The sequence below is a fragment of the Streptomyces sp. NPDC001770 genome (genome assembly GCF_053596135.1).
In genome coordinates this window covers 139,335-157,580 of sequence record NZ_JBSFFN010000005.1, presented here as the reverse complement: position 1 = coordinate 157,580, position 18,246 = coordinate 139,335, and the positions used below count along the sequence as shown (strand labels likewise).

Here is an 18,246-nt window from a genome sequence, read left to right as displayed (position 1 = left end):
CCCCCATCCGTACCACACCGCCAGGCAGAATCCTCTGACAACGATGTCTCCCACTCCGTGCGCCCGGCGCGGAACTGTGCCGTACGGTCCGGGCCGCGGAGCGCTGTCGTAGGACGAGGCATATCCGGCGGGGACAGGCCGCCCTCCCAGAGGCAAGGAACCGAATCGACATGAGACTGTTCGCCACCACGCTGATCGTCGCCGCGCTGGCGGTGAGCGGCGTTGCCGGGACCGCGCTGCCGGCCGCCGCCGACGCCGCGTCCCCGGCCATCTCCGCAGGAGCGGGCGCAGCCGCCCCCACCCCGTTACGACTGATGCCGCTCGGCGACTCGATCACCTGGGGCCAGGGCAGTTCCACCGGGAACGGATACCGTGAACCGCTGCGCAGCCGACTGGTGGCCGGCGGGCACTCGACGGACTTCGTTGGCACCCTCCAGAACGGCGTCATGTCCGACCCGGACAACGAGGGACACTCCGGTTGGACGATCGACGGGATCACCTCCATCGCGGACGGGACGCTCACCCGCTCGCAACCGAATGTGGTGACGCTGGAAATCGGCACCAACGACATGAACCTCGGCAACAGCCCGTCCACCGCGGCGCCGCGCCTCGGCGCCCTGATCGACCGGATCCTGAGTGCCGCGCCCCACGCCACCGTCCTGGTCGGCACCCTGATCCTTTCCACGAGCCCGACGGTGCAGGGCAACCGGCCCGATTTCGACCGGCAGGTCCCCGGTGTCGTCCAGGCCAGGCAGGCGGCCGGCAAGCACGTCCGGCTGGTCGACCTCAACTCGCTCACCGCCGCGGACCTGGCCGACTCGCTGCATCCCAACGACTCCGGCTACCAGAAGATGGCCACCGCGTTCTACGGCGGCGTGCAGGCTGCGGACGCGGACGGCTGGATCACCCCGCCAAGCGTCATCGGCGGCCCCGTCCGATCAGGTATCGCCGGCACATGCCTGAACGCGGCCGCCGGGTCGAGTGCCAACGGCACCACCGTGGACTCGCGGAACTGCGACAACTCCGGGGGCCAGTCCTGGACGGTGTACGCGGACGGCACGATCCGCGCGCTGGGGAAGTGCCTGGACCTGACCGGCCTCGGGACGGCCAACGGCACCAAGGCGGAGATCTGGGATTGCAACGGCGGCACCAACCAGCGCTGGGAGGCGCGAAACGGCGCCCTGGTCAACCCCGCGTCCGGCCGTTGCCTCGACATCCCCGGCGGCACGGGGACCGACGGCACCCCACTCGTGCTGTGGGACTGCAACGGCGGCACGAACCAACAGTGGACGCCACCCGCACGGACGGGGCTGGTGCACACCGCGCTGCTCGGCTGGATGTGCCTGGACGCCTTCGGCGCCTCCACCGCCAACGGCACGGCCGTGGACGTGTGGGGCTGCGGTACCGCGGGCAACCAGCAGTGGAGCTACGAAGGCGGCACTCTGGCCAACAACGGCAAGTGCCTGGACGTCAACGCCGCAGGCACCGCCAACGGCACGCCCGTCCAGCTCTGGGACTGCAACGGGACCGGTGCGCAACAGTGGCGGAACACCGGCGGCACATTGGTCAACACCGCGTCCGGCAAGTGCCTCGACGTGCCCGGCGGCAGCACCGCACAGGGCACGAGGCTCGTGATCTGGGACTGCGGGAACGGCGCCAATCAGCGGTGGACGCTGCCGGCCTGACACAGGACCAGCGCTGACCGGTCCGGCCCCGGAACCAGGCCCGCGGCCCCAGTTCCTGGCGGCTGGGCCGGACGCCGACGACTCGCCGAAGCGAGCACGACGGACGGACCGCGAGGAAGAGACCCCGGACCCGGGGCGGTCGGACCATCGATCCCGAGGGGCAGAGGTGGCACAGGACCGGTGCCGCTCGTGCCGTCGGAATCGAGCGACGTGACCCGACCAGACACCCGACAACGCCTGGGAGTCCGCAGCTGCGGATACGGGTCCACCTCCTCTCTCCACGGCCTCTCGTGCCGGTGCGGACCGGTGCGGGCCGGGGCAGATTCCCCTGGCCCGCACCGGTCCGGTCGCGTTGGGCTCTGATTCAGCGGCATCGCGATGTCGACAATCTGACAACCTGCCTCGGACGAGCCGACGAGCGAGGCCTCACCGTTGAGGAAGTCCACGCGGTGGAAGCGCCGCTTTCCGCCGGTGGGCAGCGCGGCGAACCCTCTGGTGGAGCCGTCGGAGGGCTTGTAGTAGATGCCGAACCCGGCCCAGGGGCCCGCGTCGACTCCCCGGTTCCCGGTCAAAGTGAGCGTGCCGGAGTCGGCGGGAGACTGCGGCGAAATCCAGTGACGGAAGTCGGCGTCCTCGCGCGAGAGCTCTCCGGTGAGGCGGGGCAGGGCGGGGTCCTCGGGGTGGCGGCCGGCATCCGGACGAGGCCGTGGTGGCGAGCCCGTCGTAGCTCTCGAACGTCAGGCCAGAGATCGCCGGCGCCTGGCTGTCGAGGCGCTTGCGACCGCTGTCGGGATCTGAGCCGAAGTTGCCCATCCTGTACATGGCCAGGACGGGATTGGGGCCGGCCAGGCCTCCGGCACCGGCTGGGCAGTCGCTCCCGGTTAGGCCGTGGAGCCATCTTCCCATCGCGGAGTCCATAAATCGACTTCCTGCCCTCCGGGCTCCCCTCCCCCCAGGTTGACTAATTTATTCTTAGTAACTTTACTTAGTTGAGTAGATAAGCGGCACCACGGAACCAGGAAGCAGAAGGTCTCTCTTCATGTCGAAGCTCAGCATCGTCATCGCCAGCACCCGCCCCGGCCGGATCGGACTCCCGGTGGGTCAGTGGATCGACGCGTTCGCGCGGCAGCACGGCGGCTTCAGCGAGGTGGAGCTGGTGGACCTGGCGGAGGAGGGGCTGCCGTTCATGGACGAGCCGAACCACCCGCGTCTTCGCCAGTACGTGCACGACCACACGCGTCGCTGGAGCGCCAAGGTCGAGGCGTCCGACGCCTTCGTGTTCGTCATGCCCGAGTACAACTACGGCTTCAACGCCGAGCTGAAGAACGCGATCGACTACCTGCACGCCGAATGGGCCCACAAGCCGGTCGGCCTGGTCAGCTACGGTGGCGTCTCGGCCGGCACCCGTGCCGCCCAGATGATCAAGCAGGTGGTGACGACGCTCAAGATGACGCCGCTCCTCGAGGCCGTCTCCATCCCCTTCGTGCAGCAGTTCCTCAAGGACGGCCGCATCGAGGCGAACGACGTGATGGAGGCAGGCGCCAAGGCGATGCTGGACGAGCTGGTCCGGGTCAGCGACGCGCTGCTCCCGCTGCGTAAGGTCTGAGGATGAACGACGACGAGATCCATCGCGTCTGTACGCGTTTCCACCAGGCCATCGAGCTGATCGGTGCCCGGTGGACGGGCGCCATCCTGCGCGCGCTGTTCACCGGGCACCACCAGTACTCGCACATCAAGCAGGCGGTACCTGGCTTGAGTGACACGATGCTGGCCCAGCGGCTGCGCACCCTGGAGGCGGAGGATCTCGTCGTACGCAGGGTGGTGGCCGACACTCCCGTGCGCGTGGAGTACGAGCTGACCGCGAAGGGCCGGGAACTCGCACCCGTCCTGGACGCGGTGGTGTCCTGGTCGCACCGCTGGATCCCCCGCCCCGGCGAGGACGCGGTCACGCCCGGCCCGAGCACGGTGGACGGGAACTGAGACCCGCCGAAGCCCCGCGGAGTGCCCGGACGCGAGGTCCGGGCACCCTGCGAGACGGTGAGGCGGGTCGGCGTCTCAGTGACCCGCCCGCCGCCCGCTCAGGACCGGGCCCACTTCTGGTTGGCCGAGCCCGAGCAGGCCCACAGCACCAGTTGGGTCCCGTTGGCCGTGCCGTGCGCGTTGGCGTCGACGCACTTCCCGGAGGCGACCCCGACGACGGTGCCGTCCGCCCGTACCCGCCACTGCTGGCTCGCGGTGCCGTTGCAGTCGTAGATCTGCACGGCGGTCCCGTCGGCGGTGGCCCCGCCCGCGGCCTCCAGGCACTTGCTGTCGAAGACCGTGAGCTGATTGGACTTGGTGCTGGTCCACGCCTGGTTACTGCCGTTGTTGCAGTCCCACAGCGCGGGCCGGGTTCCGTTGTCCTTGCTCGCGGCCGGCACGTCGACGCACTTGCCGGACTCCTGGCCCTTCAGGACGCCGCTCGTGACACCCCTCGCCCAGGTCTGGTTACCGCCCCCGTTGCAGGTCCACAGGACGATCCCGGTTCCGTTCGCGGTGCCCGCGTCCTTCGCGTCCAGGCACTTGCCCGAGGCCACTCCTACGACGCTGCCGTCGTCCCGGACCGTCCACTGCTGGCCCGCGGTGCCGTTGCAGTCGTAGATCTGCACCACCGTGCCGTTGGCGGTGCCGCCCGCGTTCGCGTCGAGGCACTTGTCGCCGTAGACCGTGAGCTGCCTGGACGGGGTCGCCATCCAGGTCTGGTTCTCGGCGCCCGTGCAGTCCCACAGCGCGACCGGGGTGGAGTTGGTGTGCGAGGCGGCCGGGACGTCGACGCAGAGTCCGGAGTCCTTGCCCTTCAGGACGCCGCCGACGTTCCCGGGGGCGTTCGCGGTGACGGAGAGGTTGTCGAACAGGTTCGTCTGGTAGCCGACGACCCCGAAGCCGACCTGCCCTCTCTGGAACGAACTGTCGTTGACGGTACCGAGTGTCGTGCCGTCCGCCGAGGCGGTGATCCGGTCGCCCGAGAAGCCGAGCGACAGCGTGTGCCAGCTGTTCAGCCCGAGTCCGGAACGGGTGCCCGAGGCCAGGGTGGACAGGATGCCGCCGCTGGAGTTCCTGGCGATCGACCAGGCACCGGTGTTGCTGACTCTCAGCTGGTAGGCGGCCTGATGGCTCTGCGGACGGTTCTGGGTGTTCGCGCGTCCCAGCAGCGTCACCACCCCCGCCTGTTTCATGTCGACGTCTGCCTTGACGGTGTAGTCGCTCCAGGTCGGATCACCGATCAGGGTGTAGGCGTCGGAGTCGTCCTGCCAGAGGATCGGCCGGACGGGCGCCACCTGCTGCACGCACTGTCCGGAGCGGCCGTCCACGCAGGGCCGGCCCTCGTAGGCGCCCTGCATGTCGGAGAGGTACTTGGCCTGGCCGTTGGTCGCGACCCCGTCGAAGGTGTCGTTGTACGGCAGCGCGAGCTGGTGCGCGGCGGGCGCGGCCGCCGTCCCCTTGCCCTGGCCGGTGGTCGTGGTGACCGTGTAGACGTAGCCGGGCTGGAGGTTCAGGGAGTAGGTGCCGCCTGAGGCGTTGGTGTCCTGGGTGTGGACGAAAGAGGTGGCCTCGCTCGGCCCGTCGACCTTGGTGGCCCACACGTGCAGGGTCCCGGTCTTCAGCCCGCCCCGGACCGCGATGTTCACGGTCTGCGCGCCGGTGGCCGTCGTGGTCTCCAGAACCGTCGACCAGTCGCCGCCGCTCGGGGACTTCAGCGTCACGTAACTGCCGTTGTTCTCCGACCCGTCCAGGTAGCCGGAGCCGGAGTCGATGAACTTCCAGCCCGGCTTGGTGAACTGGGTGACCTGGGCGGTCGCCCACGTACTCGCGCCCACCCGGTAGTTGCCGGACCACGGGGAGCCTGCGGTCATCAGGCCGACCGTCGAGTACGGCAAGTTCTGGTAGAGAGCCGCGATGAGCGGCCAGTTGAAGTAGCTGGTCATCCGGGCGTCGGTGTAGCCGCGGGTGATGGCGCGGATCAGCGCCGGGGTTCCGCTGTCCATGTCGTTCGAGCCGCCCTCGCTCGCCCACAGCGGTTTTCCGCTGTCGCGCGCGGCCTGGCTCGACGAGCAGGTCTTCGCGATGTCGTCGTTTCCGTAGCCGCACGGGTAGTGCGCGCCGATGACCGACACGGCGTCCCGGAACGCGGGGTTCTTCGCCATGTCGTCGGCGACCTCCCACCCGCTGTCGTTCGCGACGATCTGCACCCCGGAGTAGCCGTGGTCGTTCAGCGCCTCGCGCAGTTTGACGTACCAGTCGACGTTGTGGCCGCGCTCGTTCCAGCCGCCGAGGTACTTGATGCCCAGGTTGTGCCGTTTGGCGCAGTCCAGCCAGGTGATCAGATAGTCGATCGTGTCGTCGGACCAGAAACCGCCGTTGATCCAGCCCGGCGCTGTCCACGCCAGACCGTAGAGGCCGATGTCGGGGTTGCGGGCCTTCGCCTCCTCGGCGAGCCAGAACTCGTACCCCGCGTCGCAGTTCACCTGTCCCCGGGTGTGCTGGGTCGAGGGCTCCGAGCCGTCGGTGGAGTTCGCGTCCCCGCCGATCTCCACTTTGAGCAGTTGCAGGCCGGCGCCGTAGCCCGGTTTGAACAGGTAGTCGAGGATCTGGTCGCGCTGGGCCTTCGGATAGTCGATCAGCAGCCGCGAGTTGCCGCCTCCGCCGCTGATGGCGCCGATCCCGTCGAAGGTACGGCCGCCCCCGGCGCCGTCCACCGTGACGGCGGTCGCGGCGGCGGCCCGCGTCCCTTCCCCGGCGGCCGTCGCCGGTAACCCGGCCCCCCAGCTCGTGCCCAGCGCCGCGAACAGCGCGAGCACGAGCGTGATCACCCTTCTCCGCCCTCTGTGCGTGTCTCTCGTGCGCATACTTCTCGTCATGCCATCCCTCACCGTATGGACAACGTTGTCGCGCTCCTGCGGGAACGGTTGCTCCCGAAGCTAGAGAGCTGTCATGCACCCGTCAATGGTCTGGACAAAGGTGGCTTCGACGTGCGGGCGGGGGACGGCGGGGGTGGGGCGGCCCCCGTTCCGTCCCCGCCGACGCTCCCCTCGGCTCAGCGGCTCCCTGCATGGTCGTCGGTGCCGCTGTCCTCGAACGCCCGCGCCCCGCCCTCAGGAGGCCGGGGGGACCGGCGGGACCGGTTCCGGCATGTCCTGTTCGTCGAGGACCACCAGCTGGGCCTCGACCGGGGAGGTCAGCTCGGTGATCCGCATGGCCTGCCGCTCGGTCATGGCCTGGAAGACCTGGCGGGCGGTGCGGCCGTTGCCGAAGCGGGCGTCGCGCGGCACGGCGTCGAAGTACCGGCCGAGCGCTGCGCGGACACCGTCGCTCAGCTCGTAGCGGTGGCGCTGCGCGTGGTGCTCGACGATGCGGACCAGCTCGGTGGAGCTGTAGTCGGCGAAGACCAGGCTGCGGGTGAAGCGGGAGGCGAGCCCCGGGTTGGAGGAGACGAAGCGCTCCATGTCGCCGGGGTAGCCGGCGGCGATGACGACGACCTCGTCGCGGTGGTCCTCCATCAGCTTGACCAGGGTGGCCACCGCCTCCAGGCCGAAGTCGTTGGAGACCCCGGCCGGGACCAGCGCGTACGCCTCGTCGATGAAGAGGACGCCGCCGCGGGCCCGGTTGAAGGACTCGGTGGTCTTCGGTCCGGTGTGCCCCACGTACTCGCCGACCAGGGCGCTGCGGTCGACCTCCACCAGGTGCCCGCGCTCCAGCAGGCCGAGGGCCTTCAGCAGCCTGCCGTAGAGGCGGGCCACGGTGGTCTTGCCGGTGCCGGGGTTCCCCGCGAAGACCAGGTGGCGGCTGAGCGGCGGCGCCGGGAGCCCGGCCTGCTGGCGCAGCCGTACGGTCTGCATCAGCTTGACCATGCCGCCGACGTTCTGTTTGACCCCGTCGAGCCCGACCAGCTCGTCCAGTTCGGCGAGCAACTCCTCCAGGGTCTCCGGCTCCGGTTCGGGCTCGCCGAGTTCGGAGAGGTCGGACAGGGAGGCGAAGCCACCGCCGGCCGCCGCAGTGCCCCCCGGGGCGGTACGGATGCCGCCCGCGGAGCCCGTACCCCCCGCGGCCCCGTCCGGGGCGGCGGGCTTCCTGGGCGGGGCGCCGGGCGCGGGTCCGGCGGCGGTGACTCCCGGCAGGAGCGGGTTCTTGACCCGGATCGAGACGCAGTCCTCGAAGACGGGGGCGGCCTCGTCGGCCAGGGCGACGTCCTGGCCGCAGTCGAGGACCCGGCAGCCGGTGAACCGGGGGACGGCGTTCGCGCCGATGTGCAGAGCGGGAAAGTTCCCGCCGGTCAGGTCGCAGTACGCGAAGGTGCCGCCCGCGCCGGGCCCGAACAGGATGCCGTTCTTCGCGGCCCGGTCGATCCGCAGGCCGCTCACCGCCGGCTCGGCGCCGGCCGAGACGACCATCCCGCTGCCGCCGGGGGCCTCGATGGTGCACCCCTCCATGGCCAGCCGGGCTCCGGCGGCGAGGACCACACCGGCGCTGCCGGTCGATCCGATCCGTACGCCCTCCAGGGTGGTACGGGCGCGCGGTCCGAGTTCCACGCCCGCCTTGCTCGGGCCGCTCACGGTGGCGCCCCGTACCGATGCCTCGGCGGTGGAACGCAGCCGCAGCCCGGTCTCGCCCCGCTCGATGCGGCCGCCGGTGAGCGTGAGGCGGGCCCGCCCGTCGGTGTGCACCCCGGCCACGGCCGCGTCCGAGAGCGTGGTGTCGGCCAGTTCGGCGTGGGCGGCATCGGTGACGGTCAGCCCGTGCTCCCCGCTGACGTCGATCCGGCAGCCGCTCAGGGAGGCCCGGGCCAGCTCGGAGACGCGTACGGCGGCCGCTCCGCTGCGCGCGATCAGGAGGTCCACGGCCAGGGCCGCGGCCTCGCCGGTCACCAGGATGCCGTGGCCGGCCGAGTCCAGGAGCCAGCAGCCGTGAACGGTGAGCTGGGCCGATCCCCCCACGGCCAGCGCGTCGGTCCCGGCCCCGGAGAGACGGCAGTCGGCCAGGCCCACGGTGGCCGAGCCGCCGGCCCGGACGGCGGCCCGGGCGGGACCGCTGATCCGGCAGTCCTCCAGGAGGCCCTCGGCCTCGTCCTCGATGAGCAGGCCGTGGCGGCCGGGGCCGCTGAGGCGGGTGTCGCGCAGCAGCACCCGGGAGGAGCCGCGGGCGCGCAGCGAGGAGCCGGCGGTAGCGCTGACGCGCAGCCGCTCGGCGAGCAGCACGGCGCTGCCGCCGAGGGCCACTCCGAGCCCGTCGACGGTGTCGATGGCGGTGTCCACCAGCCGGGCCCGGGCGTCGCCTTCGAGGTGGACGGCGGCGTGCCGGGCGTCGTGCAGCCGGCCGCCGCGCACCAGCAGCACCCCGCCGCCGACCGGTTCGCGCAGTGCCCGGGCCAGGGTGTCGGCGAAGGTGAGGGCGGAGTTCGCGGCGGCCCCGGTGTCGTCCCGGGAGCCGAGCACGTCGATCCGGCCTCTGCCGAGGTCGCACTCGGCGAGGGTCAGCCCGGCGGCGTCGGCGACCCGCACGGCGGGCTCGGCGGGATCGCTGCCGCGCAGTTCGAGCCCGTACACCTCGCAACCGGGGGCGGTGACGTCGAGCACGGGCCCGCCGGGAGAGCGCAGGTGGACGGTCCCGGAGCCGTACTCCGGCTCCAGCAGCACCCGCCGCTCCAGGCGCAGGGACTCGGTGTAGACGCCGGGGGCGATGGTGATCACGGCCCCGGCGGGGGCGGCGGCGAGGGCGGAGGCGATGGTGCGGTGACCGCCCCACCCCTTGGCCGCCACGCGCAGCGGTGGGGCGCCGGCGGTGGTGCTCGTCACGTGTCTGCTCCTTGCGGGAGGTTGTCGACGTTGGTGTGACCGCCCGGCATGCCGCCGTCCGTGTACCAGCTCGGGTTGAACCAGCCGCGGACGGCGCTGCCCATGAAGAAGGCGGAGAAGGACTTGTCGATGAGCTTTCCGAGGGCCGGCGCCACATAGATGTCGACCATGCCGGCGCGGTGGTACCAGCGGCCGGCCAGGTTGAGGTGGATCATGCTGCGGGCCGCGCCGACGGTGAGCCCGCCGAGGGTGCCGCCGACCGAGCTCATCAGACCGGCGATGGCGGCGTCCGCCTTGGACAGGTGGATCAGTTCACCGCTCGCGGTCTTCACCCCGAAGACCGAGGCGGAGGCGGCTCCTGAGGCGAACCCGCCGAGGACGCCGGAGGCGATGCCGACGCCGAAGTCGTAGGTGCCGCCGCGCCAGCGGGTGACCTTGTCGTGGCCCGCCCATTCGCCGCCCCAGTCGTCGTCGCTGGGGTGGCGCTGGTAGGCGTAGCCGTAGTCGACGTGGCCCCAGCCGTTCTTCCACGGGGTGCCGCGGCCGGCCGCGTGGTGCAGACCGGAGACGAAGCTCTTGACGACGGAGCCCATCATGGCGCCGAAGGCGGCCTTGGCGAGGTCGGTCGCGGTGAACTTCGCCCCGGTGACCAGGGCGACGATGCCGAGGACGGTGAGGCTGAGGGCGAAGTCGACGATGAACTCGTGTCCCGCGTCGAGGGCGATCTGCTGCATCGCCTTGGTGAGGTAGGGCCGGTAGACGGACTCGCCGCCGACGCTGGCGCCGAACTCCCAGCGGTTGGCGTCCTTCCACATGCGGTTGTAGCCGCGGTACTGGTTGGCCCAGTCGATGAAGTTGGTCTCCCGGCCGACCAGTTTCAGTTGGCCGAAGGCGTTGGTCTCGTAGATCCATCCGGAGATGGACCGTTCGGCGAGGAGGTTGGTGCCGCCCGGCCCGTAGAGGCGCCAGTGTTTCTGCCAGCTCTCGCTCTCCAGGAAGTTCCCGTCGAGCAGTTCCTTCTTCTGGCGGACGACCGTGCCGCCGTCGAACTCCTTCCACGCGTGGGCGTCGAAGGTGTCGCCGGGGTTCGCGACGTACTCGCGGACGCGGAAGGGGGCGTCACCGAAGGTGTTCTGGAAGGCGCCGGCGCTGGGCCTGGCGGGGACTTCCTGGATCTTCATGTTGCCGAGGCTGGTGACGTGTTCGGACCAGCGGGCGCCCTCCGCCCAGCCGGGGAGGGCGTTGCCCCGCGCGTCGAACCAGTGGCGGACCCGGTCGCCGGCGCCGGTGCCGAACACCTGGATGGTGCCGTGTGGGTCGATCTTGTTCCAGTGCCAGACCTCGTTGCCGGCGGCGTCGCGGCTGACGCGCCAGGAGTCGACGGTGGTGCCGTCGGCAAGGAGGCGGTGGTCGCGGATCATGCGTCCGTCGGCGCCGAAGTCCTGGTACGACTCGCGGTCCCAGCCGTAGCGGTTGATGTCCCGGCCGTGGGCGGTGAGGCGGACGCCGCCGATGTGGGGGTTGTTGGCGTCGACCCAGGTCATGGTGGATGTGGCGGGGCCGTGGGCGGTGATCCGCAGGTCGGGGCTGCCCTGGACGCCGGGCCAGGTGTCGGAGCGGGCCACGACGAAGCCGTGGTGGTCGTAGCGTGTCCAGTCGCCGTGGTTCATGTGGAAGTTCTGCCGGAAGGTGGCGCCGCCGTCGCCCGCCGCACCGCCGGCGCGGACCGCCGGGACCGGCCGGTACTCGATCACCGTGCCGTCGTTCAGGCCGGTGCGCGCGATCCGCCACTGCTTGGCGGCGTTGGGGCTGAACCAGTCGCCGTCGCCCAGGTCGGTGGTGAACCGGTCGTGCCAGATGATCTGGTTGACGTGGACACCGGTCCCGGGCGGGGCCTGGAAGTCGGCGTGGTTGAAGGTGCGGTGCCCCTGCAACTTGCCCACCCCCTCCGACCAGGGCAGGTACTGGGCGGGAATGTTCACCGGAGCGCCCGCGGGGTCGTCGGGCACCTTGACGTTGCCGACGGTCAGGTCGTTGCCGTGGAACAGCTTGCGGGTCTCGCGTACGAGCTGCCCGGTGCTGGAGATGTCGGTGATGGCGGCGTTCTGGGTGAGCAGCCGGATGCCGTGGGCGCCGACGGCCCCGCCGGGCGTGGGCCGGACCCGCCATTCGTTGAGCTGCGGCAGGTTGTCGGCCTTCAGCCAGGGGAACGGGCTCAGGTCCGTCGTGCGGTACTCGCTGCTGATGAGGTAGCGGAACCAGTTCGGCGGGCGCTGCTCGGCCACCCTCCGGACCTCCAGGAGGCCGCCGTTGTTCTCCAGCTGCCTGAGGCTGTCGATCTCCTTGCCCGGTGCGGAGAGCGACACCGAGGTGGTCTTGGGCACCCCGTCGGCGCCCATCTCCCGTTGGAACAGCCGGCGTACGTCGTGGGGGTCGGTCTGGAAGCGGCCGAACTTCTCGTGGACGACGAAGCTCTGGCCGGTGAGCGGGTGATCCATCGTGTCGGTGAAGCCGCGGCCGAGGCCCGGCCCGTAGGCGCGGGTGCCCTGGGCGATCATCTTGAAGTCGGCGTCGAAGCGGAACCAGGTGCCGGTGCCCGCGCTCTGGTGGAACACGTTGCGGTCGAGGGTGCCCAGGACGTGCCCGCCGTCGGGGAGTTGCTGGAAGTGCAGGACCCGGTCGACCCCGTTGGTGCCGGTGGAGTCCCACCAACTGCGGCCGCTCTCGCCCCAGTGCCGGTCGCCGTTGCGCACGAGCACGCCCTGGGGGTCGATCTCGTGCCATTCGCCGCGCTGGTTGCCCAGCGAGAAGGTGGAGACCTCGGCGCTGGCGCTGGACTGGAAGGAGTGGAGCGTGTTGCCGCCGGGCAGCGGCCGCGACTCGAAGACGGTGACGCCGGAGTGGGTGGTGAGGTGGATCCGGCCCTGCGGAATGCCCCGGGTGGTGATCAGGCCGTGTCCGAACCACCTGCCGCCCGCACCGGGGAGCGGAACGCCCGCGCCGTCGGTACGGATCAGCTTCCAGGTGCCGGCCGGGTTCCCGCCGGCGCCGCCGGTGGCCACGTGGTAGAGCTCCAGGTGGTTGTTGGCCTTGATCCGCCCCTTGGTGACGATGTTGATCCGCTGGAGGGTGAGCGTGCCGTCGGCGGCGTACTCCGTGAACTCGCCCAGCCGGAGGTTGCCCGGCGGGCCGACGCGCCAGCCGCCGGCCGCCGTGGGGGCGACGGTGTGGCCCGGCACGACGGTGAGGTGGCCGTCGAGGACTCGCGGACCGCCCGGGGTGATGTCGACGAACCGGGACAGGCTCGCGTCGGAGAGCTTCACGGCGTCGCCGAGCGGGACGACGGTGAAGGCGGTGCCGGCCGTCGGGGTGACGGTGAGGGCGTTGGGGGCGCCGCCCGCGACCGGGACGGCCCGGAAGTCCAGGCGGCCGCCCGCGTTGTACAGGGAGAACTCGCCGGTCGCTTGCTCGACCCGGAACCCGCCGCCCGGCCGGACGGTGACCACGGACCCGTCGACCACGCCCTGGTGCTGGTCCAGGAGCCGGATGCCGCCCGCGCCGTACACCCGTACGGTCTCCGGCAGGTGGGTGCCGGCCGCGTCGACGAGGCGTACGAGGCTGAAGCGGAAGGCCCCGTCGGTGGCGTCGTGGACGCGGATCGTCCCGGCGCCGGTGACCTGGAGGCTGCCGTCCGGGCGGACGGTGACGGTGTCCGGCAGGTCGGCGCCCGTGCCGTCCTTGACCTGTGGGTGCGGGCCCGCGCCGCCGGGCGCCGCGGGGTGGAAGACGTACTGCCCGGTGCCGCCCGCGGTGCCCGGGGCCCGGAGCTCGACGGCGGTGTGGGTGTGGGCGCCCCGGGGATCGACCACCAGATGCGTGCTGCCCTGGTCGAGGCGGAAGCCGCCGCCCGCAGTGCCCGGCTGCGGGGTGGCCCGCAGGCCGGGGGCGGCGTTGAGGTCTGCGCGTACGACGGTGACGGTCCCGGCCGCGTCGGTCCGGACGAAGTGGCCGTCGAGTGCCGTGCCGCCGCTGACGGGGACGTCGGTGCGGAGGTGGGCGCCGGTCGCGGGGTCGAACACGTTCACGGTGCCGTGGCCGTCGGTGAGGCGGAACTCACCGCCGGTCCGCTGGACGGTGACGGTGGTGTCGACGGCCCCGTTGCCGGCCCGCGGGTGCCCGACCGGCACGTTCGGGGTGGCGACCGGAGTGAAGACGTACTGGCCGGCCCCCGGGCCCTGGAGGGTGACGGTGTCGTGGGTGTGGGCACCGGTGGGGCTGACGGTGATGTGCTGGTTGTTGTGGGTGATGCGGAAGTCTCCGCCCACCTGTGGGTGGACCTGGGCGCCGGGGACGGGTGTGCCGTCGCCCCGCGTCAGCAGGGAGCCGCCCGGGTTGGCCGGGTCGGCCCGCAGGAAGGTGCCGCCGGGCGGGGCGACGGTCAGCCCGCCGACGGCGAGGGCCTGGTGCGCGTAGGCGCCGTTCGGGGTGTGGACGGAGAACTGGTTGCCGCCCAGGGTCACGTGGTAGGTGCCGTCCACCCACGCCACCGGGGCGCCGGGGGCGCCGCTCCGGTCGTGCAGCCGCGCGAGGGGCAGGTGGGGGGTGCCGGGAGGGCTGAACACGAACTGGCCGGCGGCCGGGACGCCCGGGCCCTGGAGGGAGACCACGCTGTGGGTGTGCACACCGGCCGGGCTGACGACGAGGTGCTGTCCGTTCTGGTCGATCCGGAAGCCCAGCGAGCCGTTGGCCCCCTGCGGGTGCACGGTGGCCCCGGCGACGCCCGTACCGTCCGTATGGACGAGCGAGGGCAGCCCGCCGGCGCTGTCCGGGAGGCGGACGAAGGCCGGGCCCGCTCCCCCGGCCGGGGTGACGGCCGGCACCGGCAGGGCGTGATGCGTGAAGGTGCCGTCGGCCCGGTGGACGCTGAGGTGCGGGACGGCAGCGGCGCCGGGGCCCGCTGCGGGCCGTACGTGGAACACGCCGCCCCCGTGGGCGGGGACGGTGACCGTGCCGAGCGGGGTCACCCCGTCGGCGCCCGTGAGCTGGAGCGGCGGTACGGCCCCGCCGCCGGGCGGGGTGTACGGGGTGAGCACGTGCAGGGGGGTCGGGGCGCCGTGGGCGTCGGCCAGGGTGAGACCGGTGTGGGTCTGCAGACCGGTGGTGGGGTCGTAGAGGTGGAAGCCGTGGGCGGAGGGGATGTTGAGGGAGGTCGGGCTGATCCGGATGGGCCGCCCGCCGGTGGCCCGCACGGCGCCGGTGCTGTCCAGGTGGCGGACGGTGGGGACTCCGGCGGCGAGGTCGACGCTGATGACGCCGCCGCGCAGGGCGCCGTCGTTGAGCGGGAAGACCCGCTCGTCGGCGACGAGCCGGTTGCCCGTCAGGTCGGCGGTGAACTCCCAGCGGCGGATCTCGGCGCCCGCGGTGACGGTCTGCTCGACGCGGACGATGTCGACGCCGCCGGGGCCGCTCCCGGCGAGGTGCTGGACGGTGACCGGTGCACCCCCGGCCACCGGATGGGCGTGGATGATCCGGCCGGTGGCATCGGTCCGGATGGTGACGTTGGTGCCCGTCAGGCCCGGTACCGACACCACGTGGACGACGGGGGTGGGCAGCGGCACCGTACGGCCGTCGCCCCCGACGTGCCTGCCCCCGGCGCCCCCGGCCCCCGAGGAGCCGGCGACGGTGTCCGGCCGGAAGGTCTCCATCTCGATGTCCTCGCCGGTGACGCGGGCGGGGGTGATGGTCCGGCTGTCCAGCAGCTGGTGGTCGTTGGCGGCGCTCAGCTCGAAGTCGAGGCGCTGGATCGTCCCGTCCAGCTGGGTGTGCTCGACGCGCAGCACGTCCTGGCCGTTCACGGGAACGTGGGTGGCGGTCACCGACCCCGGTGTGCCGGCCGGGGTCGTCACGTGGACGTCCACCAGCTGCCCGGCCGTGCCGGGGGTGACCTGGACCTGGACACCGGCGGGCATCTGAGGGAGGTGGGTGAAGGTGTGATGGAAGTCGTAGGTGATGTGCGGTGCCATGAAGACGGTGAGGGGTTCGCGGTTCATCGCCGCGATCAGGCCGGCGAAGAACTGGCTGCTCGGCGGGTTCAGTGCCGAACTGTTGAGCAGGGGTGCGGTGTTCGGCGTGGTGATCGGCGAGCCGTTGCCGGGCAGTACCGTCGGGATGTCCACGAGCCTGCCGTTGACGCCCGGGGCGGAGAGGGCGCCGGGAGCCAGGTGCGCGGTGGGCGGCGGTACGGAGAGCGCCAGGTCGTTCTGGCCGAGCCCCGGCAGCCGCACGGCCCCGGTGTGGCTGGCGGGCAGGTCCGTGTCGGTCGGGCCGGTGTGCGCGTCCGGGGTGTCCACGTGTCCCGTGGCCAGGTTCATGTTCGGCAGGTCGGTGTGGCCCAGGACCGCGCCGGTGCCGGGCAGCTCGATCTGGCCGAGGTGGGTGCCGGCGTGCGGGGCGGCGGTGTCGCCGAGGGCGGGGCTCAGGTTCGGGGAGGCGAAGTCGCCGCTCAGCGCGGTGTTGATCTGCGTCGCGGAGAAGTGGGGCGTACTCAGGCCGAGCGACGCCACGTTCACGCTGCCGAGCTGGACCTGCCCCATGGGGCCACCCGTACTGCCCACCGACGGAAGGTCCACGATCTGCGCGTGGACCGATGGCATGTCGGTGCGGATGAGGCCGAGGTGGCCCGCACCGGCTGTGCCCAGGGAGGGCACGTTGATGTGTCCAAGCGCGGGCAGCGAGGGGGCGTTCACGGTGACCTGGCCGAGCCCGGCGAGGTTGCCGTCGACGGACGGGGTGCCCAGCGTCATCGACGGCACGGGGGAAGGGGAGAAGCCGAGTTGGGGGATGTTGACTTGGCCGAGGGCGGGCATCGTCCGCGGGAGGCTTTCGAGGCTCGGGAGGCCCGCGAGGTTGCCGTCGACGGACGGGGTGTCGAGTGTCATCGACGGCATGTGGGTCGGCGAGAAGCCGAGTTGGGGCAGGCTGACCTGGCCGAGGGCGGGCATGGTCTGCGGGAGGTTCTCGAGGCTGGGGAGGCCCGCGAGGCCGCCGGGCAGGTCGATCCGGGTGACGGCGCCGAGGGTGGGCAGCGCCTGGTCGCCGGTCATTCCGAGGGAGGGCAGATCGGCGAGACGGGCGTCGATGGAGGGCAGGTTGATCTGGCCGAGGTTGGCGAAGCCGCCCTGTTCGCCGAGGTGGATCGAGAGATCGGCCGGCATCGACAGCGAGATGCCGGGGGGCGGTGCGGCGAACCGGCCGGGCGGTACCAGGCCGCCGGGGGCCAAGAGCCCGCCGGGGCCGCCGATGTTGCCGAAGGTGCCGGGAGCGAAGTGGAAGTCACCGGCCTTGACCAGGCCCATGCCGGCGCCGTTGCCGGCATCGAAGAAGTTGGAGACGCCCGCTCCGACCCCGGAGGCCTTGCTGCCCGCGCCGATGAAGGAACCGTTGACGAACGCCCCGTACCTGTACATGCCGAAGACGCCGCGGTCGATGAAGCCGATCTTGAAGGCCAGGAAGAGGCCCTGGCCCATCTCGTCGGCGGCCACCGGCAGGAACAGCCGTAGTCCCTTGACACCGGAGAGGCCGTTGGCGATCGCTCCGGCGCCCATTTTGATGCCGTTCAAGCCGACGATCACACTGTGCAGCCCGAAGAAGCCCTTGGCGCCGATGGTGTTGATGACCCCGAGCTGCACGCCGAGCGGGAAGAACTGGAAACCCTTGCCGGAGCCGCCGCCCAGGAGGGTGACGCCCTCCAGCCCCTTGATCTTGTTGAACTTGATCGCGTCGCCCAGACCGCCCTTGAGCCAGGAGCTCGTGGCACTGAACGTGTCGTCGATGCCCAGGCCAAGCCGCCCGAAGAGGCCGAAGGAGTTCGGGCCGCCCAGGACCAGGTTCTTGGTGCCCTTGATGCCCTGTGCGCCGAAACCCTTGATGGACTTCCACGCCTGGCCCACGTTCAGGCCTTTGGTGGTCGGCGCGAGCACTCCCACGATCGACAGCAGCAGTTCGGTCAGGCCGGCGTCACCCCGGGAGAAGTCGATCGCCGTCTTGATCATGATCGCGAGGTTCAGACCGAATGCCAGCAGGGCGATCGGGCCGCCGACGAGGATCGCGGGAATGATCAGGATGATGGCGATCCAGGTCAGGGCCTTCCACAGGTCCTCGCACTCGTCCACCGGCGAGGAGATCGATTCCGCGGCTGTCGCGATCGCGGTGGCCGCGGTGTCGGCCGCGGTCTCCATGGTGTCCCCGGCCGACTTCGCCGTCGCCTTGTGGGCTTCGCGGCCCTCGGTGTCGTCCTCCGGCAGGGCCGCCGCCGCGGTCAGCGCGTCGTCGGCGACCCGTTGCTGGGCGCGCATCACTCCGACGTAGGTGAGCAGGGCGGTGCGGACGTCTTCGTGGGCGGTCTTGAAGGTGGTGACGAAGCCCCGGATCCGGCCGTCGATCTTGCCGCGCAGCGCGTCGGCGGTCTTGCCCTTGAAGGCCTCGGACGCCTTGTTGGAGACCTCCGCCAGCCCGCTGTCGATGGTCCGTGCCAGCTCGATCAGCGTGTACTGCGAGACGATGACCCGGTCGAGCTCGTCGGGATCACCCGGAGTCGGGTCTTCGGACAGTCCCAGCGCACTCCAGTCAGTGGGACGGGCCATGCCCGGCCACCCCCTCCGTCGTCCGGCGTCGTGTCCTCATCCCGACCACGCACGGGCCACCCGTCAGGTTCAAGGCTTCCGCCGTCCAAT

General features: G+C 71.5%; 7 protein-coding genes. 3 read left to right on the top strand and 4 right to left on the bottom strand.

Going from position 1 to position 18,246, the window contains the following annotated elements:
- Positions 1 to 170 precede the first annotated feature (170 nt).
- Positions 171 to 1,685: a ricin-type beta-trefoil lectin domain protein gene (locus ACWCSV_RS07145; RefSeq protein ID WP_451139327.1), complete on the top strand. Its 1,515-nt coding sequence runs from the start codon at positions 171 to 173 to the stop codon at positions 1,683 to 1,685.
- Here the strand turns inward: ACWCSV_RS07145 and ACWCSV_RS07140 are convergent.
- Entirely contained in the window at positions 1,661 to 2,296 is a 636-nt protein-coding gene (locus ACWCSV_RS07140) for a DUF4394 domain-containing protein (protein WP_451139577.1), read from the bottom strand. The genes ACWCSV_RS07145 and ACWCSV_RS07140 overlap by 25 nt on opposite strands.
- A gap of 428 nt (positions 2,297 to 2,724) precedes the next feature.
- Between ACWCSV_RS07140 and ACWCSV_RS07135 the strand changes: the two genes are divergently transcribed.
- The gene (locus ACWCSV_RS07135; RefSeq protein ID WP_451139325.1) at positions 2,725 to 3,291 is read left to right on the top strand and encodes an NADPH-dependent FMN reductase; all 567 of its coding nucleotides are present in this window, start codon (positions 2,725 to 2,727) and stop codon (positions 3,289 to 3,291) included.
- A gap of 2 nt (positions 3,292 to 3,293) precedes the next feature.
- A complete protein-coding gene (locus ACWCSV_RS07130; RefSeq protein ID WP_451139323.1) occupies positions 3,294 to 3,665 on the top strand; it encodes a winged helix-turn-helix transcriptional regulator in 372 nt (123 codons plus the stop codon).
- Positions 3,666 to 3,763: 98 nt separating this feature from the next.
- Here ACWCSV_RS07130 and ACWCSV_RS07125 read toward each other — a convergent pair whose 3' ends face one another.
- From ACWCSV_RS07125 to ACWCSV_RS07115, 3 genes are all read right to left on the bottom strand, one after another.
- The gene (locus ACWCSV_RS07125) at positions 3,764 to 6,535 is read right to left on the bottom strand and encodes a ricin-type beta-trefoil lectin domain protein (RefSeq protein ID WP_451139321.1); all 2,772 of its coding nucleotides are present in this window, start codon (positions 6,533 to 6,535) and stop codon (positions 3,764 to 3,766) included.
- Positions 6,536 to 6,817: 282 nt separating this feature from the next.
- Positions 6,818 to 9,514 carry a right-handed parallel beta-helix repeat-containing protein gene (locus tag ACWCSV_RS07120; protein ID WP_451139319.1) on the bottom strand — a complete coding sequence of 899 codons (2,697 nt, stop codon included), beginning with the start codon at positions 9,512 to 9,514 and terminating at the stop codon, positions 6,818 to 6,820.
- Positions 9,511 to 18,156 (bottom strand): hypothetical protein, encoded by an 8,646-nt coding sequence (locus tag ACWCSV_RS07115; RefSeq protein WP_451139317.1) that lies wholly within the window; start codon positions 18,154 to 18,156, stop codon positions 9,511 to 9,513. Before ACWCSV_RS07115 ends, ACWCSV_RS07120 begins: the two co-directional genes overlap by 4 nt.
- Between the last annotated feature and the right edge of the window lie 90 nt (positions 18,157 to 18,246).

Coding starts and splice junctions, on each gene's coding strand:
- ACWCSV_RS07145 (WP_451139327.1), top strand. CDS start 171: ATGAGACTGTTCGCCACCACGCTGATCGTCGCCGCGCTGGCGGTGAGC.
- ACWCSV_RS07135 (WP_451139325.1), top strand. CDS start 2,725: ATGTCGAAGCTCAGCATCGTCATCGCCAGCACCCGCCCCGGCCGGATC.
- ACWCSV_RS07130 (WP_451139323.1), top strand. CDS start 3,294: ATGAACGACGACGAGATCCATCGCGTCTGTACGCGTTTCCACCAGGCC.
- ACWCSV_RS07115 (WP_451139317.1), bottom strand. CDS start 18,156: ATGGCCCGTCCCACTGACTGGAGTGCGCTGGGACTGTCCGAAGACCCG.